Consider the following 25,136-nt stretch of genomic DNA (forward strand, 5'->3'; position numbering starts at 1 on the left):
ATCAACCGGCGGCCTGCGCCTGTTCCAGCCGATATAGCCAGGCGAGCAGCTCGGCCACGGCCAGGTACAGTTCGGGCGGAATCTGTTCGTCCAGATCCACCTGCATCAGAAGCGCCACCAGTGCCGGCGATTCGTGCACGTAAACCCCGGCCTGACGGGCCCGCTCGATGATGGCCTCGGCAAGCACGCCCCGTCCCTTGGCCACTACCCGGGGCGCAGCCATGCCATCCCGATAGGCGAGGGCAACCGCACTGGGGCGCGGATCCGGTTTAGCCATCGCCCGCCACCTGGAACCGGGCCAGGGTGAGCCCGGCCCGTGCAAACCCCGCCTGCAGGTCGTCTGCCGCCCGCGCGAGCCTTGCGCGGGTGTGAGCCTCTTGGACGACCAGCTCCACGTGAACGCCCAGGGCATCGAGACGCAGCCGCGCCTGCACTTCCCCCAGAAGCGGTAGGGTGAGGGCGAGACGGGTGAACCACTGGCGCTCCGCAGGCGCGCCATGCTCGCTTCCCCCTTCGCGCTCCTCTATTTCCCAGCGTAGCGTCTGGCCAGGCCAAGCCTCGCCTTGCCAGACGATCTGACGCGTATCCAGGGTCTCCAGTTGCTGCTGCACCAGGGGTGCGGTCTGGGGATGCACCGGCTCGCGAGGCGCTGGCGCCGGCTGCGCGCCGCCTCCAGCGCCCACCCCGTCGGGACCCTGTGCGGCCGGCAGGGGCGTGGCTGGGCTCGAGGCAGCCGACAACGGGCTTTTCGCGACTTGATCCTGGGCCAGGGCAAAGGCGCGCGGCTGGGAGAGCTGGGCTTGGGGTTCGCGCAACAACGCAGCGAGGCTGCGTTCCCCCGACACCCATTGCGCCTGGTGGGCCTCGTAGAATAGCCCACTCTCGCTCAAGCTGGTCTTCAGGGCCAGGGCGAGTTTCTGGGGATCGGTGGGCGGTGCATCGACCACCGGCACGCTCGCAGCCGTGGCCGCGCCCGCCCCGGTGAGGCTGTTCGCGCGGGCGAGCAAGGCGCCGATGTGGCGTGCGGCATCGCTGAGATTGACCGCGGGGCGGGCTTGGCCGGCTTCATGGACCAGCACGAAGGTTAAGCGCGGCTCGCTCGCCAAGAAGCGCAGCGTCACCTGGGCCCCAGGCTGGGTGTCGCGGGGCAGGTTGAGATCCAGGTGCTGGCCATTGACCTGGACCAGAAACCGGCCGCTGGGTTGCTGCGAGAGCACCGTCCCACTCACCTGCTGCCCCGGCGTGAGCTTGAGGAAAGTTTCGGGCAGCCGCTCCGCTCCTTCCACCAGGGGTGTGGCGCCGCGAAGCAACTGCTGGAGCTGGGCGAGGACGTCATTGACCGGCATGCGCGACTCCCTGCCCGCGAGGGAGGTTCAGAGGTGACCACCCCGCTGCATGGCGACGATGAGCTCGGCCTCCGCGCGGGAAATGCCGCAGGAGGCGGCCACCTCGGCCACGTCCAGCCCCTGCTTGGCCAAATGGAACGCCTTGGTGTAGGGGGTGGCAGGCGTTTCTTCGGGGGCACGGCTCGAGGCCTGCTCGAGGCGATTCAGACGTTCCCGCAGCTCGGCCAGCTCGCGCTTGAGCTCCATGAGTTCGCGCGCCTGCGTGCCCCGCCGCCACAGTCCACCGCCCTGCCCGCGCGAGGAATACATGAGAAGCAGCAGCTCGGCGATGTACACACCCAGGATCACCATCGCGCCGATCAGGACTTCTTTCCAGGTGAGAACGAATGCGCCTTCCATGACGGCTTCCTCCTACACTGCTTCGTTGCAGGATTATATGCTCGCCTCCCATCAGGCGTAATCGTCTATGTGGTCGGCTGGCACGCGTGGCCTGGACGGCTCGGACGACGGTTGACGGCGGCGTTGACGCTGACGCGGCCATTCGGGTCGGCGCGGCATGCGCTCCGGCTTGACGGGGAGCAGGTCTGGTACCTGCCCCAGGGGCGTAGGCGTAGCCAACCGCTCCCCACTCATGGTGATGCTTGCCAGCCGCCAGGGGCGCTCTGGTAGGCCACGGCAAGCTGACGCTGGGCACGCAGGGTGGCCAAGATGTCCTGCATCTCGGCCATCCAGGTCTGGCTGAGACGAGTGATTTCCTGGTCAGCCTCGACAATCGCGTGGATACAGGCATCTTTCTCGGCGGCGCAGGCGCCGAAATCCAGGTCTGTGCTGGTGAGCGCGTCGACCGCGGCCCTACGCGCCCGTTCCAGCTCAATGAGCACGTCCCAGTGCCCCGCCTGGGCGGCAGCCAGCATGCGCCGCGTGGTCTCCAGGATGGCGCGGTACTGGGCGAGGGCTTGGCGAGCGTCCATGGTCAAGCCCTTAGACTCAGGCCGGCAGGCGCTTCCGCCATCTGGGCGACGGGAAGCTGCTGGCGCTCGCGCGCGGCGAGTGCCACCCAGGCTTCGCGCAGGTTGCCCAATAGGCCCATCACCTCGTCCAGCCCCGCCGGATCGTTCCTGAGGTTGGCGCTGGCCAGCCGCCGCTTCATGTAGTCGTAAAGGGCCTCGAGATTGCGGGCGATCTCCCCACCCTTCTCATGATCCAAGACCGACCGCAGGCCTTCCACGATGCCGATGGCCTTGGAAATCAGCGCCCCTTTTTCGGCCAGTTTCATTTCCTGCATGCGGCCCTTGGCCGAGGCGAGGGCGGCCAGCGCACCGTCATAGAGCAGCACGATGAGCTGCACGGGGCTTGCTGTGGCGACGGCGGTCTGCAGATCCACGTCCGTATAGGCAGTGAGCGCCCGATTCATCGTGTTCATGGTGGTTATCCGTCCTTTCCTGGGTCAGCGAGGGAGTGAAGAGAGCGCGCGCAAAAGCTGGCTGCTGGTCTGTTGCATGCTGCCCAGCATGGCATCGAGCGCGGCGAACTGGGCGCGCAGGCGTTGTTCCATGGCGTCCAAGCGTACCTGGAGCTGAGCCTTGCGTTGCTCGATGTCGGAGATGCTCGCGTTCAGACTCTGCGTGGTCGCATCCAGCACGCCGTTCGTCTGGAGTAGATTGTCAAGCTGCGTAAACAGACGCTGGGCAAAGCCCTGGGTGTTGTCCGTCAGCAGGTTGATGACGCTATCGAGCTTGTTGCTCACCGCGGCATTGAAGTCGGCACTGTTGAGCGCAAGCTTGCCGTCCTTCTGGAGGCTGATGCCGATCTGGGCGAGATAGTTGAAATCATTCCCGGGCAGGTTCACCGAAGCATTGAACACACCCAGAATCTGGGACTGGATGGTGAGCACCGTGTTTTGCGCCTCCAAGGTGCCGCCTTTTTGGTGCAGCTCATCCATATCGCTGACGAGCTTGTTGTAAGCATTGATGAAATCGTTCACCTTGGCGGTGATGGCGTCCCGATCCACCGCCACCGTCAGTTGAGTACTGCCCACGGCCTTGAGATTGAGGGTTACGCCCTGGATGACGCCGCTTACGCTGTTGGAGGCACTTGTAATGCCCGTCAGCCCATCGACGGTCAACACGGCATCCTGCGCTGCCACGGTCTGGGTGAGGTTTTGCCCGCCGGCCACGTAGGATAGGCGAGAAAGCCCGAGATTGTCGGTATTGTTGCCATCGCCCGTATCGGTCACCGCCACTGTGATGGCTTTGGCCGCGCCGGTATCGTTGGGCGACAGTACCAGGCGGTAACCCGTGCCATCGTTGAGCAACGTGGCAGATACACCAAAGTTGCCGGTGGCGGAGTTGATGGCATTGGCAATGCCCGCCAGCGTGTTATTGCTGCTGTCGATGGTGACCGTGAAGCTATTTGTGCCGTTACTCAGAGTGAGCGTGCCTAAGCCCACCTGCGTCGTATTGGTGTCGGCGAACGCGCCCGAGACGAGCTTCTGCGCCTGCGCAAGCTGGGTCACAGTGATGGAATGGGTGCCCGGTAGCGCAGTGGCGTCCGCCGTGGCGGTGAAATAAACATCAGTAGCCGGTATCGCCTTGAACACCTGGAAATCGGTTCTGTCCTTGAGTGCGCCAATGGCGCTTTGCAAGGCGGCGAGATCGCTTTTCAGTTTGCCGTAAGCGGAAATCTCGCTGGTGAGCAGGGATTTCTTCTGGTCGAGGACATTCAGGGGCCGGCGCTCGATGGCCATGAGCTGGGAAACCAGCCCGTTCACGTCCAGATTGGAACCGATACCGGCAGATGAAATCGCCATGACACGCTCCTGTCTTGCCTGTTTGCTCCGATGGATGGCATGGCGCTCGCGCGCCATGCCAAACGACTTGCCTAGATCTCAGCCAATCAAACCTTTGATCGGAACAGCACACCCTGTGCCGAATCCAGGTGTTTGGCGATGGTGAGCGCCTCTTCCGGTGGGATTTGGCGGATGACCTCGCCACTTTCCCGATCCACCACCTTCACCACTACCATTCCGGTGTCCTGGTCCACCGAAATTTTCAAGTCGCTTTGGGCGGACTGGATGAAGGCATTGATGCGCTCGACCGCCTGCTTCACCACCTGGGCGTCGGCTTGTTGCCTCTGTCCAGGCGCGGGAAGCAGTAGTGTGGTCGCCGGAGGCGGCATAGGTGGCGGCGTCTCGGGCGAGACGTTTGGCGCCGCCCCTGAAACACCACCCATCCGCATCCCCGGACCCAAGGGGGAGATGGAACCGTTGGACATGGCCTACCCTCCGTTCGTGCGGGGAGCCGAGCGGGAAGGACTTCGCGCCAGCGCGAGGCCCTCCCGTTTCGGTCGTCCGCTGTTCCGGATTTACCGCAGCAGCGTCAGCGCCGTCTGCGGCAGGGCGTTGGCCTGGGCCAGCACTGCCGTACCCGCTTGCTGCAGGATCTGTCCGCGGGTAAGCGCCGCGGTCTCGGCCGCGAAGTCCGCATCCATGATACGGCTGCGGGAGGCTTCCAGATTCTCCACGTAGTTTTGCAGGTTGGCGATCACCGCCTCAAAGCGGTTCTGCACCGCGCCGAAAGTGGAGCGAATGGTGGAAATCTGGGAAATATCCGCATCCAGGTTGGCCAAGGCCGCTGAGGCATTGGCCTGGGTAGTGACATCGATGACGCCTGTCGCGCTCAGGCTGCCGCTGTAAGTCCAGAGGCCAGCCGAACCATTCACCGCCAGGTTGGTGGTGCTCACGCTCACCTGGTTATCCGCTGTTCCGGATGCGCCCACCTGGAACGTGAGGGTCGAAGCGCCAGACAGCAGCAGGGTGCCGTTGAAGGAGGTGGTCTGGACGATACGCGAGATTTCCTGAGTGAGCTGGTCCACCTCTTTCTGTAGCTGCTTGCGGTTGGTATCGCTCAAGGTGCCATTGGCCGCCTGCACGGCGATCTCACGAATCCGCTGCACGTTGCGGGCAATTTGGCGCAGGGCGCCTTCCGCGGTCTGCCCCAGGGAAATGCCGTCGTTGGCATTGCGGATCGCCTGATTATTGCCCCGAATCTGGGCGGTGAAGGCCTCCGACACGGCGAGGCCTGCAGCATCATCCTTCGCGCTGTTGACCCGCAGGCCGGAAGACAGCCGCTGCAGGGTTACCGCCAGCTGGCTGCTGTTGGTGGCTAGGTTGCGCTGAGCGTTCAGGGACGCGATGTTGGTGTTGACGATCAGAGCCATTTTTCGATCTCCTTATACAGGTCATCCCGCATGGCGGCGGGCACGGCTGGCGCGCCACTCGCGCTGCCGTCATGGCCTTTAACGGCGCTTGCGACTTGAACTTTAGGGCGAGCCAGCGCATCGTGCGGAGTTCACTACAGACCTCCCCTACGGGTTGTTTTTCACGGCGCTGACAAGGCGCGCAGGGAAGTCGGCTTCTGGAGCCCTTTGTTTGCCTACTGCTGGCCTCTCCGCGCCGAGAATGCGCGATGTATCCCTGTGGGGAAAGCCCGCTACTGAGACTGGGAGTCAACGCTACCGGGTCAAGGCGCGCAGCCATTCATCCAGATGGTTTTCCAGCAGGTAGTGCCGGCGTACCCATTCTCGAAGTTCGTCACCTTCCGCTTGCGCGGCATCAAGGTCATGAATGCGCTCGCGGATGGCTTCGACCCAGGCCTCGGTGGTGTTCGGAACCCGTTTCACCGGTGCGTCGCGATAGGGATGGATGTCGGTGCACACCACAGGCCATCCTAGGATGCCGTATTCCAGCAGGCGCAGATTGCTCTTGGCTTCGTTGAAGGCGTTGATGGCAAGGGGTGCCACGGCCAGATCCAGGTCCAGGCTCGCCAGCTTGGCGGGATAGTCATAGAAGGAAACGACAAAATCGTGATACTCGCGTACGTGAGGACGGAGCGCGTCGGGACACATGCCAAAGAACACCCAGTCCACTTCTTGGGCGGTCGCTTTTACCACATCGGCTATGAGAGCTAGATCCCCGGCGTGCTGCTGCGCACCCGCCCAGCCCACGCGGGGTTTTCGCCCCACGCGGCGCCGTGACGTGAGATGCCCCCAGATCGCGTTTTCCAAGCGGTTAGGCAGGACGCGCACATCCTCGTGCATAGTCCGGCATAAGTTTGCGATAGGCTCGGTACTAACCACCACCCGATCGGAGAGGGACAGCGCTTTGCGTAAACGGGGTTTGACGTCGCGCGGCATATGCCGATGGAAAGAGTTCTCGGGAGGCAGTTCCGTCACCAGATCGTCCAGCGAGAAGACGAGTAGCACGTCTTTATTGTATTGCCGGTATTGGTGCATGGCCTTCAGGTGCGCATCTCCGAGCGTGGCATGCAATACGAAGGTGTCGGGCTGGGCACGCGCCAGCTCGACGGGCCAAACCACCCTGCTCTCGAAATATTTGCCACCTTGAACGACGTCACCATGGGCGAGCCCGGCCCGGCTCAGGGCGCGGAACGGGCCAATGATACGGTACTCCCCGGAACCGCCGGCTAGCGGCAAGCCCAACAAGCGGGGCCGGTCGTGAAAATTCGGGTCCCAGTCGATGACCAGCGTGCTTTCCACTTCATACCCGGGTGGCAACAAGCTGAGATGGCGGTTGTAGGCAGGATCGGTGGCCAAGACTGGCAGCCAACGCTCCAGCATCACAGCCCGTTCCTGCTCGGCACGCGCGTAGTCAGTGGCAAGTTTCATAAGATCGACCCCAGCGCTCTTGATGCTGCTCGACCCATGGTGCACCACCGTAGCATACGGGGTCCAGACGACCTTGTAGCCTGCGCGCCCAACCTTCAAGCAAAGATCGACGTCGTTTAACAACACTTTCAGATGATCTTCATCCATTTCCGCGACCTGCTGGTACACGGTTTTCCGTACCAGCATGCAGGCCGCGGAGACCGCCGAATAGTTTTGATCGACGAGGGCACGTTTCATGTAACCCGGGTCATTCAGGCCCAGTCTGCCGTTGAAAGGATGATCAGCAACGCCGTGAAGACCCAGCACGACACCAGCGTGTTGCAACTTGCCTGTCTCGGGATAAACTAGCCTCGCCCCGACGATTCCCACCTCTGGCCGCTGGCCGTAGTTCAACATGCGTTCCAACCATTGCGGCTGAACGATTTGGGTATCGTTGTTCAAAAGTAGCAAATAGTCGCCCTTTGCCTGCCGAGCCGCCAGGTTGTTCATGGCGGAAAAATTGAACGGTGCGTCATAGGACAGCAGGCGCACCCGCTCGCCGTGGGTCTTTTCCAGCTCGCGGTAATAATCCAGCACGTCAGGGTCAGTGCTTTGGTTATCGACGATGATCACTTCGTAGTAGGGATAGCTCGTCTTTGCCAAGAGGCTTTCCACGCACGGCTTGAGAAACTCTAGCTTGTCCCGGTTCGGAATGATGATGGAAACCAAGGGTTGCTCTGCATGTGCGTACGTCACGCGATGCGTGCCAGGGATGTAACCCGGAGTCACTTCGCCCGCAATTCCAGCCCGGCGCAAATGGGCGCGGACAGCCTCCATCGCTGCCTCGTCGCTTTTGGTGAGCATCCCTGTTTCCGGCAGATGAACGAGGACATCGGCAATGTGTCCAATAGCCTCCTCTCCCACTCGGTCGAGCACGCGCAGGGCCAAGTCATAGGTTTCGGCACCTTCCAGAGTGGAATAACCACCAGCCTCAAGCACGGTATCGGCGCGAACCGTGAAGGGACCGATGTAGTCCATGGAGCGGAGCAAATCCAAGTTGAAGTCTGGCTTGAACCAGGGCTCTGTCATCCCACCATCGTGCCCACTCCGGTCATGGTCGCTATAAATGAGGCGCCAGTTCATTCTCGAGTTGATGTAATCACCCATCCGGAGCATTGCATGGGGCTCGAGTCGCGCCCCAGGAAGAAGGCACCAAAGCCACGCTTGCGACAAACCCGCCAATACGACATCCACTGCTCGCTTGCGCTCGGAAACTGTGCCCGCCTGAATCCACACCAGCTGAGGAATCGTGTTAAATGCTGGGTCTGGTGAGGGCACGGGCGCTACGACAATAAGTCGCCAATTTTTATACAGTTGCAGCGCTAAGGAATCTACCGTGTCCGCGAGTAGCCCCAACTCATTTCCCCCAACCACGACCAGACAAACAAACTCCGGCTGGTTACCCCATTTGGTCATCATGCGCTCGGCAAACAACTCGCCATCGATTTCTTGCAAGCCGTGTTTGCTGCGCCAGATTTGGTACCGTTCAGTTTCGCCGCGCAATGCGTCGGATCTCGTTATCGCACCCGTAGGTCTCACGTAGCCAGCCTCGACCAGCGCCAAGCGCTCGGTACGTGCCCGTGCGGTAAGTTCGTCGGCCAGATCTCGGCTGCGCTCGTAGATGTCGCGCCAAGTCACGGCAAGGTGCTCCTGACCCAACCCAGTGCGTTGTTGCTGTAAACCTTCGCGCACTCGCACTTCGACCGATGTATGTGCCAGATGCTTTGGGCGCGAATAGCGCGCCAACCGTATGAGATATTCCCAATCCTCGAGCACCGGTAATCGGTCGTCGAAGAGACCAGCCTGACGCACGAGTTCCCAGCGATGTGCCCAAGTACAGATCGGAATATAGTTGGCCACCAGCAGCCGCTCCCGTGAGAAATCTAGGTGAGCGTACGGATTGTGCCCGGCGCCAAGTACCGTGCGCTGGCCGTCCGGTTCAATGCGCTCCGGAACGAGAACGGCATCGGTGTAGACAAAGTCGCACCCGTCCTCATGCAAAGCTGCGACCACGGTCGATAAGTGATCGGTCCGCCAGAGGTCATCGTCATCGAGATAACAGACGATCTCGCCGCGCGCGAACTTTAGTGCCGTGTTACGGGCTGCGCCAGGACCGAGCGAGCGCGGATGGCAGAAATAACGCAGGCGGCTGCGCTCGGGGTCGGCGGCGGCGACGATCGCCGCGACGTCCTCGCCGCCGTCGTTGACCACGATTCCTTCCCAGTTCGGATAGTCCTGGGCCACGAGCGAGGCGAGCGCATCGGCGAGCAGGCGCGCTCGGTTGTGCGTAGGAATGATGACAGTCACCAGCGGCCCGCCTGGGTCGTGGTGCAAAGCCAGCGGCTGCTGCGCCGCAGCCTGGCGCGCCAAGGTCGCGCGCGCCCAGGCGAGATCCTCGGCGCGATAGAGGGTCGGGTTGTTGAGCATGATCTGCGCGCGCTTTTCCTCAAAGTGCGCGAGCGCATGCTGGTAGAGCCCGGTGTCGTGCCGGCGATAGAGGAAGAGCGGCTCCGGGATATAGCGCCCGTAGTAACCGCGCGCGCAGGCGGCCACCCAGAAGTCCCAGTCCTCGCAACCTTTGACGTTGTCGCGGTAGCCACCCACATCCTCCCACACGCAGCGTCGGTAGAGCGCGCAGTACGAGATATGATTCTGATAGGGTAGCCGCACCGGATCATAAGGCGCGGCTTTGACGAGTTCGGTGACCCCATCGAAGTCCACTCGGTCGGTGTAGGCAATAGCCACGGTGGGGTCTGCCTCGAGCGCGGCAACACAGCGCTCGAGCATAGTCGGCGCGATCATGTCATCGGCATCGAGGCAAAGGATGTATTGACCGCGTGCTTCTCGAATGCCACGGTTGCGCGCGTGTGCAGGCTGGCCCGAGTTCGGCTGCCGGATAACCCTAATCGCCACCTGACGGCAGTCTGCCACAAGACGTTCACACACTTGCGGAGTATCGTCCGTGGAGCCGTCATCCACGATGATGATTTCAAAGTCTCGAAAGGTCTGCGCAAGTACGCTGCCTACGGCCTCGCTCAGATAGCGCCCGTAGTTGTAACAAGTGATGACCACCGAGACCTTGGGCGAGCACAGACTATCGGAAAGCGCCGCGGTCGCCTCCAACGCTGCCCCTGGGAGGGCAGCCGCCGACCGCCTGCCCTCCTCGACATCAACCCGGTCTGCCCCATCGGCGAGCTTGCGCCAGGCGGCAAAGGCCTCCTTCACCACCGCCTTCATGTCGGCGTAGGGCTCGGTCTTGACCAAAAACGGCATGATGTAGGTGTAACGCGCGCGGTGCAGCGGCGCGCGCTCGGGCGTGTCGTACGGAACGAATTCGTCCGGCCCGTGGTTCTTAAGATAGTTCGGGTCGATGCCGTCACAGACCTCGCGCGCCCCGCAACGGGCGCATGGTTCGCCGAAGTGCTTGAGATTCGCCCCACGTACGCCAGTCACCCGTACACCGTTGTCGTGCTGTGCCTGCGTGGGGCGGAAGGTCAAATAGTCCTCAATCCCGCCCTCGCGCACCGGAAGCCTCGCGGCACACTGTGCTGGCGTACCGCCAAAATGGCCGGCCGCATTCATCCATTCATAGGGGTCGTACCGCACGCCAAGCATCCCGACCAAGTTCTTTTCCATGCCGCGCACTGCACACAAGGGCGCGTAGCGGATATTGACGGCCACATCGTTCGACTCAAGAATCGCCACCGCCTCGCTGAGGTACGGATGGATGTCGCTATAGCGCGCCTGCACGCCAAAAGCGCGCCCGTCGCGGTTCCATTCGTAATAGGCATTCATGATGATGAAATTGTGCAGATAGATGCCGTGCCGCAGGATCTCCCGCGCAATGTCCGGCAGATGGCGGTAGTTCCAATCGACAACCGTGGTGTTGCTCGTGAACTGGAAACCCTTTTCGTCGAGATACTCCATGGCGCGGCGCTGTCTTTCCCATGATTCGCCAGTCAGTCTTTCGAACAACGCCTCGTCGACGGCATGCATGGAAAAGAGAAAATTCACCAGCCCCGCCTCGAGCAGGTCGTCTATGAGCCGCTCGTTCTGGCAGTTTTTCATGCGCCGCATGAGGTACTGGCCGAGAGTGATGATGCGCCCTTTGAGTCCAAGTTCCTGATGGGCGTAGCGCGTAATCTCGATGATGTTTTGATGCAGTGTGGGCTCGCCGCCCGTGAAGTCGAAGTTCACGAACCCCTGGGCGGCAAGCAGGCGGAGGATCTCCTTGCACTCCTCAAGCGTGCGGAACTCTGCACGGCGCATGCCACGGAACTGATCGTCGCTACCGTCGAGATAGCTGTAGTAGCAGAACTTGCAGGAGTGGACGCATTTCAGTCCCACGTCCAGCACGGCCCCGCGGCTGAGCCGGCCGGGTGTATGGAGAAAATATCCTGGGTTATTTCCGTTCGGCATATCACGTCCTCACTAACAGGGCCACCGCTCCATGCGCACGCTCACGCCATATTGTCCGCGTTGTTTTGCGCACACCAATTTTGCTCACTCATCTACCGAGCCAGCCGCCAACCACTACGATTTTAGGAGTCTTTTGAAATAGCCTATGGTCTCCCGCAACCCATCTTCCAGCTCCACTTGCGGCGCCCACCCAAGCTTGACTCGAGCCAGAGTAATATCTGGCTTGCGTTGCTTGGGATCGTCCTTCGGAAGAGGACGAAAGGTGATCTTTGCCTTTCCACCGACCAGTTTCAAAATTTTCTCGGCGAGCTCCAGCATTGTGACTTCCTGCGGATTACCAAGGTTGACGGGCCCCGTAAAATCCTTGTCACTGTCCATCAGTCGCAACAACGCTTCGATCATGTCATCGACATAACAGAAGGAGCGGGTTTGCTGCCCATCCCCAAAAATTGTGATGTCTTCGCCTCTTAGAGCTTGCACGACAAAATTACTTACCACTCTCCCATCATTCGGATGCATACGTGGGCCGTAAGTATTGAAGATTCGCGCCACTTTGATATCCAGGTTGTGCTGGCGGTGATAATCGAAAAATAGGGTTTCGGCGCAGCGCTTACCTTCGTCATAACACGAGCGTGGGCCAATTGGGTTGACGCGCCCCCAATAGTCTTCCGTTTGTGGATGCACCTCGGGATCGCCATACACTTCACTCGTAGATGCCTGCAATATGCGCGCCTTGATCCGCTTGGCCAGCCCCAGCATGTTGATCGCACCATGAACGCTCGTTTTCGTGGTCTGGACTGGGTCACGCTGGTAATGCACGGGCGAAGCTGGACATGCGAGGTTGAATATCCGGTCCACCTCGACATACAGAGGGAAAGTGACGTCATGTCGCAACAGCTCGAAATAAGGATGAGCTAGCAGATGAAAAATGTTGGCTTTGGTGCCCGTAAAAAAATTGTCAACACACAATACGTCATATCCGCGTTGAATCAAGCGCTCACACAAGTGTGAGCCCAAAAATCCAGCCCCGCCGGTTACCAGAATCCGCTGCATATACTCCCCCACTACTCCTTTACATTCAGAGTATTCATTAGTCAATCGGTGCGCGCGCCATGAGATGAACTACCCATGACATTCATCTCCGTCTTTTACATCTCTCCGGCGCCTACCCGGGGTGGACGAGCCCAGGCAGTCCGGCTCGCAGTCGAATTCTCGACCGGGTATTCAATGCCCTGCGGCCATCGCGCGCAACCCAGGCGCACCTGCGATCACCTCTATCCTGCGTCCTGAAGAGCAATCTGGGTTAAAACCCCAATCGACTGCTCGTCGGACGCCATCGCAGCCCATGAGCAGAGCGGGTAGGGTCTCCGCCCACGCCCGGTGCCTGGATGGAAACACGGAACGGCCACTGCTGGGTCTGGCTACGGTTGCTTGCCTTATCGAGTGCTACGTAAGCAGGTGACACGCTTACGTCGTCCCCGCCAAAGCGGGGACCCAGGAAGAAGGCCGGTACGATTCTGGAGTCCCGCTTTCGCGGGAATGACGGACCACTCATTAAGCCTGTCACTTGCTTTTGTAACGCCCTTTAAAAGGACGCACCTGCACTTCACCTAGAAGCGGAAGGAGGCAGCGTAGCGGGCAACCCATTTTTGCCACCCTTAGCCGTTTTCGGCATGGCGATTCAAGACTTTAACCTCCCGTGAAGAGGTTGGAAGGTGTGCTACAGAAACCTGGCCATTTAGGTTGCCAGCGGCGCTGGAGTCGGGAATGACGACAGACCTTCTCTGCAGGCAAACATGCCAAAGGGGCGGATCAAAGCGCTCCGCTGGCGTAATGGGCGAGACGTTTCGATGCATGGATGCAGCCGGGACACGGTTCAGCGTGTCTTGCCTCTGTGTCGCTGAGGCCGCAATCGATACGTCCTTTTTCGGAACCACGGCGACAAACTTGAGGCGCGGTGTGCCAGCCCAAGCCACCGCTAACCCAAGATCCACTCCACCGCGCGCCCTACATCCCGCACCACCAAGGTGGCCGGCGGCACGTCCGCGCGCGCCTGCTCGCCATAGCCGGTAAGCACGAGGATTGGCGTTGCGCCCACCGCGAGGCCGGCCTCGATGTCGGCCGCCTTGTCGCCGATGATGTAGGAGCGTGTGAGGTCGATGTCGTGCTCTTCCGCGGCCCTGAGCAGCATGCCAGGTTCGGGCTTGCGGCAATCACAGTCGCGAAGGGGCCCGTACTGGGGGTGATGGGGGCAGTAGTAGTAGGCGTCGATGTGGCCACCGTGGCGCGCCAGGTCCGCGTCCACCTGTCGGTGCAATTCCAATACGTCCGCCTCGGTGTAGTAGCCGCGGGCAATGCCGGACTGGTTGGTGGTGACGATGACCAGGAAACCCGCTTCGTTCAGGCGCCGGATGGCGTCGATGGCGCCTGGGATCCATTCCCAATCCTGCCAGCGATGGAGGTACTCCTTCTCTACGTTGAGGGTCCCGTCACGGTCGAGGAAAACGGCGGGTTTGTCCATCAGTCGTCCTGCAAGTTCTGCCCGGGAAAGAGCACGTCCGTGAAACCGAATTTGCGCATGTCGCGCATGCGCATGGGATAGAGGATGCCGTAGAGGTGATCCACCTCGTGCTGCACCACGCGGGCATGGAAACCTTCCACGGTGCGGTCGATGGACGCGCCGTAGGCATCGAAGCCCTGGTAGCGCAAACGCTTGTAACGCGGCACCATGCCACGCAGGCCGGGCACGGAAAGACAGCCTTCCCAACCCTCTTCCATTTCGTCGTCCAGCTTGCTGAGGCTTGGATTGATGAGCACGGTGTAGGGCACATCCTCGGCGTCTGGATAGCGCGGATTGCGGCGGACACCGAAGATCACGACTTGCAGTAAAACCCCGATCTGTGGCGCGGCAAGTCCGGCACCGTTGTGCGCCTCCATGGTGTCGTGCATGTCCTGAATGAGGGCGTGCAGCTCGGGGGTGTCGAAGTGCGCGACCGGATCGGCCACGCGCAATAGTCGTGGATCCCCCATGCGTAGGATTTCACGCACGGCCATAATCAGCTGCTATGCAGACTCACCAGGTGCTCCAGGATGGTGCGCACACGCTGCATGGCACCCTTGAGCACGGATTCCACGTCGGTGAGACGAATGCCTTGTGCGCTCGCCCCCCGCCCCGCGGCGTAGTTCGCCACCACGCCCAAGTGGGCATAACACAGGCCCAGTTCCTTGGCCAGGATGGCTTCCGGCATGCCGGTCATGCCCACCATGGTGGCTCCGTCCCGCTCCAGGCGATCGATCTCGGCTTTGGTTTCGAGCCGCGGCCCCTGGGTGCAGGCATAAACGCCGCCTGCCACGTAGCTTTCTCCTGCGGCCTCGGCCGCTCGCATGCAAAGCTGGCGCATGTCTTCGCAGTAAGGATGCGTGAAGTCCAGGTGCGTCACCGGCGTTTCGTTGCCTTCCCGGTAAGTGCTCTTGCGCCCCCACGTGTAGTCGATGATCTGGTCCGGAACGACGATGCGCCCGGGTGTCAGATCCGGGTGGATACCACCCACCGAGGCGACAGACACCACGTCTTTCACGCCCCGCGAGTGTAGGGCCCACATGTTGGCTCGGTAATTGACCTCGTGGGGCGCGATGGTGTGTCCATAGCCGTGGCGGGCCAAAAAGATCACCTCCTCGTTTTTGATGCGGCCGAAGGTGAGCGCGCCGGAAGGCTCGCCGTAGGGTGTGCGAATGACCTGGCGATGGGTGATTTCCAAGTTCGCGAGCTGGGTAAGGCCGGTGCCGCCGATGATCGCAAGCATGCGTGACGTTTCCGCGTGCCAATGATGGGATGGGTCGTGATTCTACCTGGGTTTATCGAGGATTTCGTAGCCACATGCCAAGTTTCCATCGTCCCCGTACAGGCGGGCACTGGGGACACTCGCCATGGGATGACGAATTGCCGCCCACGCGGCAACGACGATCCACACCCGGCAAGTCGCGTATTTTTGCAAGCGGACACGGCCGCTCCAGGCGCACGCGGGAGGTGCTGTCTCGCCTCGAAGACTCAGTTCTGCTTCAGCGCATAGATTTCGGGCAGGTTGCGCCAAGCGCCATGGACATCCATGCCACAGCCGAACACGAAGCGGTTTGGCAGTTTCAGGCCGACGAAGTCGGCCTCGATGGGTTTGGGGCGTCCCGTTTCCTTCTCGGTGAGAACCGCGGTGTACACCTCGGCTGCGCCCAGCTCGCGGAGCTTGTCCAGAATCGCGGCCAGAGTACGCCCTTCGTCCAGAATGTCGTCCAACACCAAGACCACTCGTCCTTTCACGCTCTCGCTGGGCAACACCTTCCAGATCAATTCCTGTCCCTGGGTGCCGCGGCCATAGCGGCTGGCGTGCACGTAGTCAAACTCCAGGGGAAAGCGCAGCAGAGGCAAAAGCTGACCGGTGAATACCACCGCGCCACCCATTACCGACAGCAGCACGGGATGGCGACTGCCCAAACGGGCGGTGATCTCCTCCGCCACGCGCGCAATGGCGGCAGCCACCTGCTCACGGGAATAGACCAGTTCTGCCTGCGCGAGCAGCGCCCAGGCTTGTTCCGTACTCAGCACTGATTTGTCCTCACCAGAATGGCCTTTTATTCGTTTTCGATCGCGGCCAAAGCCGCTCCCACCCATCCCTGCATCCTTATCGCGAATGAGGTCAGTGCGCGACCTCTTTCCGTCGTCCCCGGCCAAGCGGGATCCAGGCGACGGGTTGGCCGGCGCCGCCCACGCAAACTCGTCCCCGCGCCAGATGCTTTCTGGGGCCTCGGCTGCGTGGGGAGGACCCATGGCTGTCCCGCGGTTACAGACGCCAAAGTGGATTGCTGCTTGCGCGGTCATGGCGGCGCACGCGCAGCCGCTCACCCACTTTCACAAGCCTGGACGGCTTGCAAGACGCGTCAGCGTCGATCTGCGAAGGAAATAAGGAAATTGAATCCCTCGCGGCTAAAGCGGCAGCCACACGCCCAGCACTGGCCCCTCAGTAGGTGAAGGTCACGGTGTCATCGTCCATGGCGCGCTGGATGAGGTAGGCACCGCCCACGGTTTCCTCGATTTCGGGAATGAGGTCCTCGCCCCACAATTCCAGGGTGGGCGTACACACCTTGAAGCGCACGCCGGCTTCGTGGGCATCGCGCATGAAGTCATACACGGTTTTACCGCTGCCTTCCTTGATCTGGATACGCTCGGCCACGCCGCGCTTGGCCAATTCGCCCGCGCCGGCGGTGAGGATGATTTCCACGTCGTATTCCATGGCCGCGGCGACCGTGGCTTGGAAGAATGGCGCGCCCAGCTCCGCCGGATTACGCGGATCGGTATTGACCATCACGATCATCAGTTTGTCGGCCATGATGTCCTCCTTGGCGGCGATCACTGAGGCAGTCGGCACTTCAGGGAGAGCAAATAGTCGCGGAATGCCGCGCCCACGTCCGGATGTTTCAAAGCATAGTCTATGGTGGCCTTGAGGTACCCCAGTTTGCTGCCGCAGTCGTAGCGGGTGCCCGTGAATTCATACGCCAGGACAGGCTCTTCCGCCAGCAGCGCGGCAATGGCATCGGTGAGCTGGATCTCGCCCCCCGCCCCAGGCGCCACCTGGCGCAGCAGGTCGAACACGCGCGGCGTGAGGATGTAACGACCCACCACGGCGAGGGTGGAGGGGGCCTCTTCGGGGCACGGCTTCTCGACGATGCCCTTCACCCGCCACAAGCGATCGCTCATGGCGTGGGCATCGACGATGCCATAAAAGCGGGTGTGGGCGCGCTCCACTTGTTGCACGCCGAGAATCGAGCATTGGTGACGCTCGTAGAGCGCCACCATCTGGGCCAGTACCGGTGGGCGAGCGTCGATCAAGTCATCGGCAAGGATGACGGCGAAGGGTTCCCCATCCACCACCGGCTGGGCGCACAGCACCGCATGCCCGAGTCCCAGCGCCTCCGACTGCCGGGTATAGACGCAGCTCACCGCAGGGGGAAGCATGGCGCGCAATGCTGCTAGGACCTCGTGCTTGCCGCGCGCGGCAAGCTCCGCCTCGAGTTCGTAGTTCTTGTCGAAATGGTCCTCGATGGCACGCTTGCTGCGCCCAGTGACGAACACCATTTCGCTCAGTCCCGCGGCGATGGCCTCCTCCACCGCGTACTGGATCAAGGGCTTGTCCACCACCGGCAGCATTTCCTTGGGACTGGCCTTGGTGGCCGGCAGAAACCGTGTGCCCATGCCCGCCACGGGATAGACCGCCTTGCTGAGTTTCTTTTGCATGTCTCCTCGCTTATGTTTCGCCGAGCAGAGCCTTGAGCCCGTCTTCGTCCAATAGGGGAACCCCCAGCTCTTCGGCCCGAGCCAGTTTGCTGCCCGGGTTGGCCCCCACCACCACGTAGTCGGTCTTCGTCGACACGCTACCGGTGACCTTACCGCCGGCGGCTTCGATTTTTTCCTTGGCCTCCTCCCGCGTCCAGTTCGGCAGCGTGCCGGTGAGCACGAAGGTCTTGCCGGCCACACCCGCCACGGCGGCGCGCCGCTTCGCGCGCCCCTCCTCCCAGCACACGCCCAGGCGGCGCAGATCGGCGATCACCTGCCGGTTGTGGGGCTCGGCGAAGAACTGCACGATGCTCTCCGCCACCACCGGCCCAACCTCCGGCACCTTTATGAGTTCCTTAACGCTGGCATGCATCAGCGGGTCCAGCGCCCCGAAATGACGGGCCAGGTCGCGCGCCGTGGCTTCTCCCACGTTGCGGATCCCTAGGGCATAGATGAAGCGCTCCAGGGTGGTGTGCTTGCTCTTTTCGATGGCATCGAGCAAGTTTTGCGCGGATTTCTCGCCCATGCGTTCCAGTGCGGCCAGGGTAGGCAAGTCGAGCCGGTAGAGATCTGCCGGGGTTTTCACCAGGCCCTTGTCCACCAATTGATCCACCAGTTTCTCGCCCAGGCCCTCGATGTCCATGGCTCGACGGCTGGCGAAGTGCAGCAACGCCTGCTTGCGTTGAGCGGGACAGTAAAGACCGCCGGAACAACGGGCGATGGCTTCGCCCTCCAGCCGCACCACCCTTGAGCCACACACCGGGCACTGCTTCGGCATCTGGAAGGGGCGCACGTCTGCAGGCCGCCGTTCCTTGACCACGCTCACCACTTCCGGGATGACATCGCCGGCGCGGCGCACGATCACGTAGTCGCCAATGTGGATGTCTTTGCGCCGGATTTCGTCCTCGTTATGCAGGGTGGCATTGGTCACCGTGACGCCCCCCACCTGCACCGGCTTCAGGCGCGCCACTGGCGTAAGCGCGCCGGTACGCCCCACCTGTACCTCGATGTCCAGGATCTGGGTGATCTCTTCTTCCGGTGGATACTTATGAGCGATGGCCCAGCGCGGGGCGCGCGCCACGAACCCAAGTTCGTCCTGCGCGCGCAAGTCATTGACTTTGTACACCACGCCGTCGATCTCGAAGGGAAGATTCGCCCGCCGCCGGCCCATTTCCCGGTAGTAACCCAACAGCCCTTCTAGACCCTCGACCACACGCCTGTCGGTGGTGACCGGGAAATGCAATTCCGCGAGCCAGTCCAGCACTGCGCTCTGGGTGCCGGGCAGACGCGCACCTTCCACCGCACCCAGAGCATAGGCAAAGAAGGTGAGCTTGCGCGAGGCGGTGATCTTGGGATCGAGCTGACGCAGGGAGCCGGCTGCCGCATTGCGTGGATTGGCGAATTCTTTCTCGCCCTTGCGTCGCTGCTCAGCATTGAGCGCTTGGAAGTCTTCTTTGAGCATGAGCACCTCGCCACGCACTTCCAATAATGTCGGCGGATGTGTGGCGTGCAAGCGCAGGGGAATGGCGGGAATGGTGCGCACGTTGGCAGTGACGTCTTCGCCGGTGCTCCCGTCGCCGCGCGTGGCTGCCGTGGTCAGTACGCCACGCGCATAGACCAGGCTGATGGCCAGCCCATCGAATTTGGGCTCGCAGTTGTATTCCACCCGTGTTTGGGAGAGTGCCTCGCGCACGCGGCGGTCGAAATTCGCCACGTCCTCGTCCGTGAAGGCGTTGTTGAGGGAAAGCATCGGCACCCGATGCTTCACTTCGCGAAATTCTGACGCCGGCGCGCCCCCTACCCGCTGGGTAGGCGAATCCGGCGTCACCAGTTCAGGATAGCGCGCCTCCAGTTCCTGCAGCTCGCGGAAGAGGCGGTCGTATTCGGCGTCCGGAATCTCCGGCGCATTGCGCACGTAATAGAGGTAATCGTGCCGCGCGATCTCTTCCCGCAGCTTCCGGATCCGTTCGGCGATCTCGCGCGGGGCGGTCATGCGGCAGAATTCGCGTCAGGAAAACAGGCGCAGGGCCTGGGCACTGCCAGCGGGAATGCCGCGCGCATCCATCTTGGCGTAAAGGGCTAACAATTGCTGACGAATCTTGGCCACGCCCTCGTCGCTCAAGGGACGCAGGTTGTCGTCCACCAGGGTTCCGTGCAGCGTGTCGGCGAGGTGGCGGGCGAACTGCATCATCTGGTCGAACACCTTGAGCCCGCCCGCGACGCGGGGCACATCGAACAGCAAGGTCACCCCATGGGTGGAAAATTGGCGCAGGGTCGCCGCCTCGAAGGGAGCAGGTTCCTGGTTGGCCAAAGCGTAGAGAACGTTGTTCTGCTCATCCCGGTACTGGAAGGTGCCGTCGGCGGAAAGCCGCAGGCCGGCGGCCTCCGCCAGCGCCCGCAGTTGGGTACCGGGGAAACTCGCCTGTCCCACCGCCACCACGTTTACGCCCACCAACACGTCCACGTCGGCGCAGAATTCATCCAGGGCACGGGCCGCTTCCAGCGTGGCGGCTTTCTCCGGCAGCTGGGCCACGGCCATGAGACGGGCGGCGGCCTCCTGTGCCTGGTGCAGGAAACGATCCACGGTCTCAGCCGTCACCGCGCCGGCGCGGTCGGCAAGCTGCAGCGCGCCCACGACTACGGCAAACTCTGCCGACTCGCGCGCCTCGGCCACTGCCATCCATTCACCTCCGGGCGTGCGGCCATACCAGGTACAGGGCTTGTCCCAGGGCATATCGGTGGCGAGCGCCGCCTTCACCGTTTGGCCCACCTGGGGCTCGGCCAATTCCAGGCGCGCCACGCAGGCGATGGCGCGGTCCACTTCTGGCGGCCACTCCGCGTCGGCCGGGGGCGTGGCAGGGGGATGCGCCGGTTCGCGCAGCACCTCGGGTTCCCCTGGCGCAAGCGCCGGAGACACCGTGGGCTCGATGCGCGTCTGGCTGGGGGTCTTGCCTAATCGGGTAGCGCCAAACAGCACGTCATCACGCTGGGCCTGGAAACGCTCCTGGGCGAGCTTGCGGAAACGGCGCTCCTGCCAGGCGTTGTAGGCCACCACCCCGAGGATCACCAGGGCCCCCAAGGCCAGCAGACTCAGTTGCAGATCGTTCATGCTTGCATCCTTTTCGGCTAGTGGCGCACTTCTTTTAGGCCACGGCCTTTTCCTGCATCTTCATCGCATCATCCACGTCCACCGCCACCACGCGCGACACGCCGGGCTCCGGCATGGTGACGCCAATGAGCTGTTGGGCCATTTCCATGGTGATCTTGTTGTGGGTCACGAAAAGGAACTGGGTGTGCTCCGACATGCGTTTGACCAGTTCGCAGTAGCGCAGAGTATTGGCATCATCCAGCGGCGCGTCCACCTCGTCCAGCAGACAGAAGGGCGCCGGATTGAGGCGGAACAGAGAGAACACCAAAGCCAGCGCCGTCAGGGCCTTCTCCCCGCCCGAGAGCAGATGCAGGCTGTTGTTGCGTTTGCCCGGCGGCTGGGCCACGATTTGCACCCCCGCATCCAGCAGGTTGTCGCCGGTGAGGATGAGTTCGGCATGCCCGCCGCGGAAGATGGAGGGGAACAGCTCCTTGAAATAGCGGTTCACCGTGTCATAGGTTTGCTGTAGCCGCTCGCGGGTTTCTCGGTCGATGCGTGCGATCGCGGTTTCCAAGGTCTCCACCGCCTGGGCGAGATCGGCGGCCTGGGCGTCGAGATAGGTCTTGCGCGCGCTGGCCGCCTCGAGTTCCTCCAGCGCGGCGAGGTTGACCGCACCCAACGCTTCGATGTCTTGTTTGAGCCGGACGATTTCCCGCGCGAGATGATCGGCCCGCACGCCCTTCTTAACCTGCGCGGCCAGGGTTTGCAGATCCGCCTGCGCCTCCTGGAGTTGGGCTTGCGCCTGCTCATTGCTCAGACGCGCCTCCTGTTCCTTGAGCCGCGCCTGCTCCAGCCGGTCGCGCAGGGGACCGAGTCGCCGCTCGACCTCCGCCCGCTCCTGCTCCACCGCCTGCAGTGCCTGGGCCGCCTGGGCCAGGGCATCGCGTGCGCCGGCCTGTAGCGCTTCCGCCTGCTGGCGTGCTTTTAGGGCCGCATCCAGGGCGGTGCGCAAAGGCGCTTCGTCGAGTTCGACAAGCTCCTTGTCGAGACGTGCCAGTTCCGCCGCCAGCCGTTCCTCCTCTTCGCGAGAGAGCCGCACCAGGTTTTCTAGCTCCGCCACCTTGGCTGCGCAGCTGCGCTCGCCGAATACCGCTTCCTGCGCCGCGCGCTCCACTTCGCCCAGCCGATTGCGCTGGCGGTTGAGCGCCTCCTCGGCTTCGTCGCGGGCGTGCTTGGCGTCTTGCAGATGCTCCAGCAGCTCCTCCATGCGCAGGCGCAGTTCCCGCAGTGCCTCGGCACTCGCCAATTTCTGTGCCTGCTCCCGCTCGATGGCGGCACGCACTTCCCCAAGTTCATCCTCGATGGCCTGGGAACGCTGGTGGGCCTGCGCTTCCAGCTGGGTGAGTTTCTGCACCTCCAGCTGGAGTTGGTGCACCGCCTGCTGCATGCGACTGATTTCAGTCTGCCGTGCGGCCAGCTCGGTCTTGTGGCTCGCGAGGGCGGCCTCCGCCTGTTCGACCCACTGTTCCAGTTCGCCCTGGCGTGCCCGCTGGCTCGCGATCGCCTGGGCGAGTTGCTCGATCTCGCGCTGTCGCAGCAGCACCCCGTGCAAGGGCGATTGCTCGCCATGAAAGCTCAGGCTGTTGCGGGTAATCACGTGGCCCGCCTGGCAGACGATGGCTTCGCCCGGCGCGAGCCGATCCCGCAGGGCGAGCGCCTGGGCGCAATCGGCCACGGCATACACGCCGGCCAGCCAGTCCACCAGACAGCCGCCGCCTTCGCCCTTCCAGCGTACGTACTGGAGAAGGGGCGTGAAATCAGCGCGCGCCTCAGGCGTGGCGGTGCTGCCGATTTCCGTCAGGACCACCGCCGCTGGGGGCAGATCGGCAAGCCATGCGCCGGCGCGCGCCACATCGTCCACCACCAGCGCATGGACCCGCTCCCGCAGCACACCCTCCAAGGCCACGTCCCAGCCGTTGGCAATGTCCAGCTTTTGCCATAACCGGGCTAGATGGCTGAGACCGTGACGGCCCAGCCACGCGGCCAGCTTTTCATCCTGGTCGGCGGCGGCCTGCATCTGCTCCAGGGCCTGTCGACGCGCCTCCAGCGCGGCGAGCGCACGCACGCTCTCCTGCACCCGTCCCTGGGCTTCACGCAGGCTGCGCTCCAGCTCCGGCTGGCGCTGGTGCATCTCGGCATACCCCCGGCGCGCTTCTTCGAGGACACGGGAAGCGGCTTCCACCTCGCTACGCAGGCGCGCAAGACGCGCGGAATCCGGCACCTCGAGTCGGCTGCGCTCGTCTTCCAGGCGGCTCATGCGTCCGTAGAGCTGTTCCAGGGTCTTTTCCGCGTGGGCGTAATGGGTCTCCTCCACGCGCCGACCCTGCTCCACATCGGTGAGGTTCTTCTGCAGCTCAAGATGTCGCTGTTGCGCCGCTTCGAAGGCCGCGCGGGCTACAGGCAGCGCTGCTTTTTCTTGCACCACGGCCGCTTCGGCCTCGGCCACCGCCTCGCGTGCGGCGATCAGTTTCTCCCGCCAGTCGGCGAGTTCCGCTTCGGCCGCTTCCTGCCGCGCCCGGCTTTGTGCCAGTCGTTCCATGAGTGCCGCGCGTTGTTGCGTCATGCGGGCATGGTTGTCGCGCTGGTGCGCCAGCTGCTGTTCGATCCGGGCCACCTCGCTGTTGGCCGCATAGACCTGGGCCTGCACCTCGTGCAAGCGATCGCTGGCCTGGTAATGGGCGGTACGCGCTTCTTCCAGTCGCGCCTCGGCTTCACGCAGGCGCGCGGTCTCTGCCTCCAGTTCGTTTACCAGCCGTTCCACTTCGCGCGCCATTCGCTCCCACTGGCCCTGCGCCTCCTGCTTGCGCAGGAACCACAGCATGTGCTGGGAGGCGGTCAATTGGTCGTTCAGCGTGTGGTACTGGCGCGCCACCTCGGCCTGGGCCGCGAGTTTCTCCAGCTGGCCGGCGAGTTCCTGGCGGATGTCATCCACCCGCAGCAGGTTCTCGCGCGTATCCCGCAGGCGCAGTTCGGTTTCGCGCCGGCGTTCCTTGTAGATGGACACCCCTGCCGCTTCCTCTAGGAACACACGCAATTCCTCGGGCTTGGCTTCCACCACGCGCGATATCATGCCCTGCTCGATGATGGCGTAAGCACGCGCCCCCAGGCCGGTGCCGAGGAACATGTCGGTCACGTCGCGCCGGCGCACGTGGATGTTGTTGATGTAATAGTTGGAGTCGCCGTTGCGGTCGAGCACGCGCTTGACGGAAATCTCGGCATAGGCCGACCACTGGCCATGGGCACGCCCTAGGCTATTGTCGAACACCAGCTCGACACTGGCGCGCGAGACCGGCTTGCGGCCACCGGAACCGTTGAACAGCACGTCCTGCATGGACTCGCCGCGCAGATGCTTGGCCGAGGATTCTCCCAGCACCCAGCGCACCGCATCGATGACATTGGATTTGCCGCAGCCATTGGGACCGACGATGCCGATGAGCTGCCCGGGAACGTGGATAGTGGTGGGATCGACGAAGGACTTGAAGCCCGCCAGCTTGATGTGGGTCAGTCGCACGGATGTCTTGTTCTCGATCGGGGAAGCGCCTTGTGCGCGCGTCCGTGTGGTGGTCGGCGGCTGGGGGCCGCCGCGCGATGCCGTATAATTCTACCCGAATTCCCACGAGATTCGAGCCATGCCGAGCCAGCCTTCCAAGTCCCTGGAAACCTTCGATAATCCCTATCCCGACCGGGACTACCACATCCACATGGAGATTCCGGAATTCACCTGCCTGTGTCCCAAGACCGGGCAGCCGGATTTCGCCACCCTCTTTCTCGATTACATTCCGGACCACAAATGCGTCGAGCTCAAAAGTCTCAAGCTCTACATCTGGTCTTACCGTAACGAGGGCGCGTTCCACGAGGCCGTCACCAACCGCATCTTGGATGACTTGGTGACGGCCACTCAGCCCCGTTTCATGCGGCTGACGGCCAAGTTCTACGTGCGCGGGGGAATTTTCACCAATGTGGTGGCGGAATACCATCGGCCCGGCTGGCAGCCACGGCCGCTGGTGGAACTCACCGCCTTCCCACCCCAGTCCAACATGCGCGGCTGACACTTGCGCGTCCCGGGTGACGGCGCGCCGTGGCAGCGGCCTTGGCAAACCTCGATGAAACCCCGGCACGCCGCCCGGACTTTTTCCTGAACGCTCACTGCCGCCTTTTTGCCATTCGCGTTACTATA

General features: G+C 62.5%; 20 protein-coding genes. 1 reads left to right on the forward strand and 19 read right to left on the reverse strand.

The annotated features are described in order from the left end of the window. Position 1: 1 nt before the first annotated feature. The 19 genes from V6E02_RS00480 to smc form a co-directional block, all read right to left on the reverse strand. Positions 2 to 277 carry an EscU/YscU/HrcU family type III secretion system export apparatus switch protein gene (locus V6E02_RS00480; protein WP_347306083.1) on the reverse strand — a complete coding sequence of 92 codons (276 nt, stop codon included), beginning with the start codon at positions 275 to 277 and terminating at the stop codon, positions 2 to 4. Further along, positions 270 to 1,346 carry a flagellar hook-length control protein FliK gene (gene fliK, locus V6E02_RS00485; protein ID WP_347306085.1) on the reverse strand — a complete coding sequence of 359 codons (1,077 nt, stop codon included), beginning with the start codon at positions 1,344 to 1,346 and terminating at the stop codon, positions 270 to 272. Before fliK ends, V6E02_RS00480 begins: the two co-directional genes overlap by 8 nt. 27 nt (positions 1,347 to 1,373) lie before the next feature. Further along, positions 1,374 to 1,745, reverse strand: a complete 372-nt coding sequence (locus tag V6E02_RS00490; protein ID WP_347306087.1) for a DUF2802 domain-containing protein — start codon at positions 1,743 to 1,745, stop codon at positions 1,374 to 1,376. 230 nt (positions 1,746 to 1,975) lie between these two features. Beyond that, the gene (locus V6E02_RS00495; RefSeq protein WP_347306089.1) at positions 1,976 to 2,317 is read right to left on the reverse strand and encodes a flagellar protein FliT; all 342 of its coding nucleotides are present in this window, start codon (positions 2,315 to 2,317) and stop codon (positions 1,976 to 1,978) included. Positions 2,318 to 2,319: 2 nt separating this feature from the next. Beyond that, on the reverse strand, positions 2,320 to 2,769 hold the full coding sequence (gene fliS, locus V6E02_RS00500) for a flagellar export chaperone FliS (RefSeq protein ID WP_347306090.1): 450 nt from the start codon (positions 2,767 to 2,769) through the stop codon (positions 2,320 to 2,322). 24 nt (positions 2,770 to 2,793) lie between these two features. Next, positions 2,794 to 4,155 carry a flagellar filament capping protein FliD gene (gene fliD, locus V6E02_RS00505; RefSeq protein ID WP_347306092.1) on the reverse strand — a complete coding sequence of 454 codons (1,362 nt, stop codon included), beginning with the start codon at positions 4,153 to 4,155 and terminating at the stop codon, positions 2,794 to 2,796. Between the two features lie 86 nt (positions 4,156 to 4,241). After that, on the reverse strand, positions 4,242 to 4,619 hold the full coding sequence (locus V6E02_RS00510) for a flagellar protein FlaG (protein WP_347306094.1): 378 nt from the start codon (positions 4,617 to 4,619) through the stop codon (positions 4,242 to 4,244). Between the two features lie 90 nt (positions 4,620 to 4,709). Further along, positions 4,710 to 5,564 (reverse strand): flagellin N-terminal helical domain-containing protein, encoded by an 855-nt coding sequence (locus V6E02_RS00515; RefSeq protein WP_347306096.1) that lies wholly within the window; start codon positions 5,562 to 5,564, stop codon positions 4,710 to 4,712. A gap of 294 nt (positions 5,565 to 5,858) precedes the next feature. Continuing rightward, the gene (locus V6E02_RS00520; protein ID WP_347306098.1) at positions 5,859 to 11,489 is read right to left on the reverse strand and encodes a glycosyltransferase; all 5,631 of its coding nucleotides are present in this window, start codon (positions 11,487 to 11,489) and stop codon (positions 5,859 to 5,861) included. A 114-nt stretch (positions 11,490 to 11,603) separates the two neighbouring features. Then, the gene (locus V6E02_RS00525) at positions 11,604 to 12,542 is read right to left on the reverse strand and encodes a UDP-glucuronic acid decarboxylase family protein (protein ID WP_347306100.1); all 939 of its coding nucleotides are present in this window, start codon (positions 12,540 to 12,542) and stop codon (positions 11,604 to 11,606) included. 925 nt (positions 12,543 to 13,467) lie between these two features. Beyond that, positions 13,468 to 14,010, reverse strand: coding sequence for a D-glycero-beta-D-manno-heptose 1,7-bisphosphate 7-phosphatase (gmhB, locus tag V6E02_RS00530; RefSeq protein ID WP_347306102.1), 543 nt, complete (start codon positions 14,008 to 14,010; stop codon positions 13,468 to 13,470). Then, positions 14,010 to 14,543 carry a peptide deformylase gene (gene def, locus V6E02_RS00535; RefSeq protein WP_347306104.1) on the reverse strand — a complete coding sequence of 178 codons (534 nt, stop codon included), beginning with the start codon at positions 14,541 to 14,543 and terminating at the stop codon, positions 14,010 to 14,012. Before def ends, gmhB begins: the two co-directional genes overlap by 1 nt. 2 nt (positions 14,544 to 14,545) lie before the next feature. Beyond that, positions 14,546 to 15,292: an S-methyl-5'-thioinosine phosphorylase gene (locus tag V6E02_RS00540; RefSeq protein ID WP_347306105.1), complete on the reverse strand. Its 747-nt coding sequence runs from the start codon at positions 15,290 to 15,292 to the stop codon at positions 14,546 to 14,548. Between the two features lie 245 nt (positions 15,293 to 15,537). Beyond that, positions 15,538 to 16,086 carry a hypoxanthine-guanine phosphoribosyltransferase gene (locus tag V6E02_RS00545; RefSeq protein WP_347306107.1) on the reverse strand — a complete coding sequence of 183 codons (549 nt, stop codon included), beginning with the start codon at positions 16,084 to 16,086 and terminating at the stop codon, positions 15,538 to 15,540. Between the two features lie 412 nt (positions 16,087 to 16,498). Continuing rightward, on the reverse strand, positions 16,499 to 16,867 hold the full coding sequence (locus V6E02_RS00550; protein ID WP_347306109.1) for a DsrE family protein: 369 nt from the start codon (positions 16,865 to 16,867) through the stop codon (positions 16,499 to 16,501). Between the two features lie 20 nt (positions 16,868 to 16,887). Continuing rightward, positions 16,888 to 17,772, reverse strand: a complete 885-nt coding sequence (galU, locus tag V6E02_RS00555; RefSeq protein ID WP_347306111.1) for a UTP--glucose-1-phosphate uridylyltransferase GalU — start codon at positions 17,770 to 17,772, stop codon at positions 16,888 to 16,890. Between the two features lie 10 nt (positions 17,773 to 17,782). Then, complete coding sequence (gene ligA / locus V6E02_RS00560; protein ID WP_347306113.1) at positions 17,783 to 19,804, reverse strand: NAD-dependent DNA ligase LigA; 2,022 nt, start codon at positions 19,802 to 19,804, stop codon at positions 17,783 to 17,785. A gap of 15 nt (positions 19,805 to 19,819) precedes the next feature. Continuing rightward, the gene (locus V6E02_RS00565) at positions 19,820 to 20,920 is read right to left on the reverse strand and encodes a cell division protein ZipA (protein ID WP_347306115.1); all 1,101 of its coding nucleotides are present in this window, start codon (positions 20,918 to 20,920) and stop codon (positions 19,820 to 19,822) included. A gap of 34 nt (positions 20,921 to 20,954) precedes the next feature. Further along, positions 20,955 to 24,470 carry a chromosome segregation protein SMC gene (gene smc, locus V6E02_RS00570; RefSeq protein WP_347306117.1) on the reverse strand — a complete coding sequence of 1,172 codons (3,516 nt, stop codon included), beginning with the start codon at positions 24,468 to 24,470 and terminating at the stop codon, positions 20,955 to 20,957. 118 nt (positions 24,471 to 24,588) lie between these two features. On the opposite strand from smc, the gene queF reads away from it, so the two are divergent. Continuing rightward, the gene (queF, locus tag V6E02_RS00575) at positions 24,589 to 25,008 is read left to right on the forward strand and encodes a preQ(1) synthase (RefSeq protein ID WP_347306119.1); all 420 of its coding nucleotides are present in this window, start codon (positions 24,589 to 24,591) and stop codon (positions 25,006 to 25,008) included. Positions 25,009 to 25,136 lie beyond the last annotated feature (128 nt).

Origin of the sequence: Thiobacter sp. AK1 (assembly GCF_039822265.1) — a bacterium.
Taxonomy (GTDB): domain Bacteria; phylum Pseudomonadota; class Gammaproteobacteria; order Burkholderiales; family Thiobacteraceae; genus Thiobacter; species Thiobacter aerophilum.

Coding starts and splice junctions, on each gene's coding strand:
- galU (WP_347306111.1), bottom strand. CDS start 17,772: ATGCAAAAGAAACTCAGCAAGGCGGTCTATCCCGTGGCGGGCATGGGC.
- fliK (WP_347306085.1), bottom strand. CDS start 1,346: ATGCCGGTCAATGACGTCCTCGCCCAGCTCCAGCAGTTGCTTCGCGGC.
- V6E02_RS00490 (WP_347306087.1), bottom strand. CDS start 1,745: ATGGAAGGCGCATTCGTTCTCACCTGGAAAGAAGTCCTGATCGGCGCG.
- fliS (WP_347306090.1), bottom strand. CDS start 2,769: ATGAACACGATGAATCGGGCGCTCACTGCCTATACGGACGTGGATCTG.
- V6E02_RS00495 (WP_347306089.1), bottom strand. CDS start 2,317: ATGGACGCTCGCCAAGCCCTCGCCCAGTACCGCGCCATCCTGGAGACC.
- V6E02_RS00565 (WP_347306115.1), bottom strand. CDS start 20,920: ATGAACGATCTGCAACTGAGTCTGCTGGCCTTGGGGGCCCTGGTGATC.
- V6E02_RS00480 (WP_347306083.1), bottom strand. CDS start 277: ATGGCTAAACCGGATCCGCGCCCCAGTGCGGTTGCCCTCGCCTATCGG.
- fliD (WP_347306092.1), bottom strand. CDS start 4,155: ATGGCGATTTCATCTGCCGGTATCGGTTCCAATCTGGACGTGAACGGG.
- V6E02_RS00550 (WP_347306109.1), bottom strand. CDS start 16,867: ATGGCCGACAAACTGATGATCGTGATGGTCAATACCGATCCGCGTAAT.
- V6E02_RS00515 (WP_347306096.1), bottom strand. CDS start 5,564: ATGGCTCTGATCGTCAACACCAACATCGCGTCCCTGAACGCTCAGCGC.
- ligA (WP_347306113.1), bottom strand. CDS start 19,804: ATGACCGCCCCGCGCGAGATCGCCGAACGGATCCGGAAGCTGCGGGAA.
- V6E02_RS00510 (WP_347306094.1), bottom strand. CDS start 4,619: ATGTCCAACGGTTCCATCTCCCCCTTGGGTCCGGGGATGCGGATGGGT.
- V6E02_RS00525 (WP_347306100.1), bottom strand. CDS start 12,542: ATGCAGCGGATTCTGGTAACCGGCGGGGCTGGATTTTTGGGCTCACAC.
- def (WP_347306104.1), bottom strand. CDS start 14,543: ATGGCCGTGCGTGAAATCCTACGCATGGGGGATCCACGACTATTGCGC.
- queF (WP_347306119.1), top strand. CDS start 24,589: ATGCCGAGCCAGCCTTCCAAGTCCCTGGAAACCTTCGATAATCCCTAT.
- gmhB (WP_347306102.1), bottom strand. CDS start 14,010: ATGGACAAACCCGCCGTTTTCCTCGACCGTGACGGGACCCTCAACGTA.
- V6E02_RS00540 (WP_347306105.1), bottom strand. CDS start 15,292: ATGCTTGCGATCATCGGCGGCACCGGCCTTACCCAGCTCGCGAACTTG.
- V6E02_RS00520 (WP_347306098.1), bottom strand. CDS start 11,489: ATGCCGAACGGAAATAACCCAGGATATTTTCTCCATACACCCGGCCGG.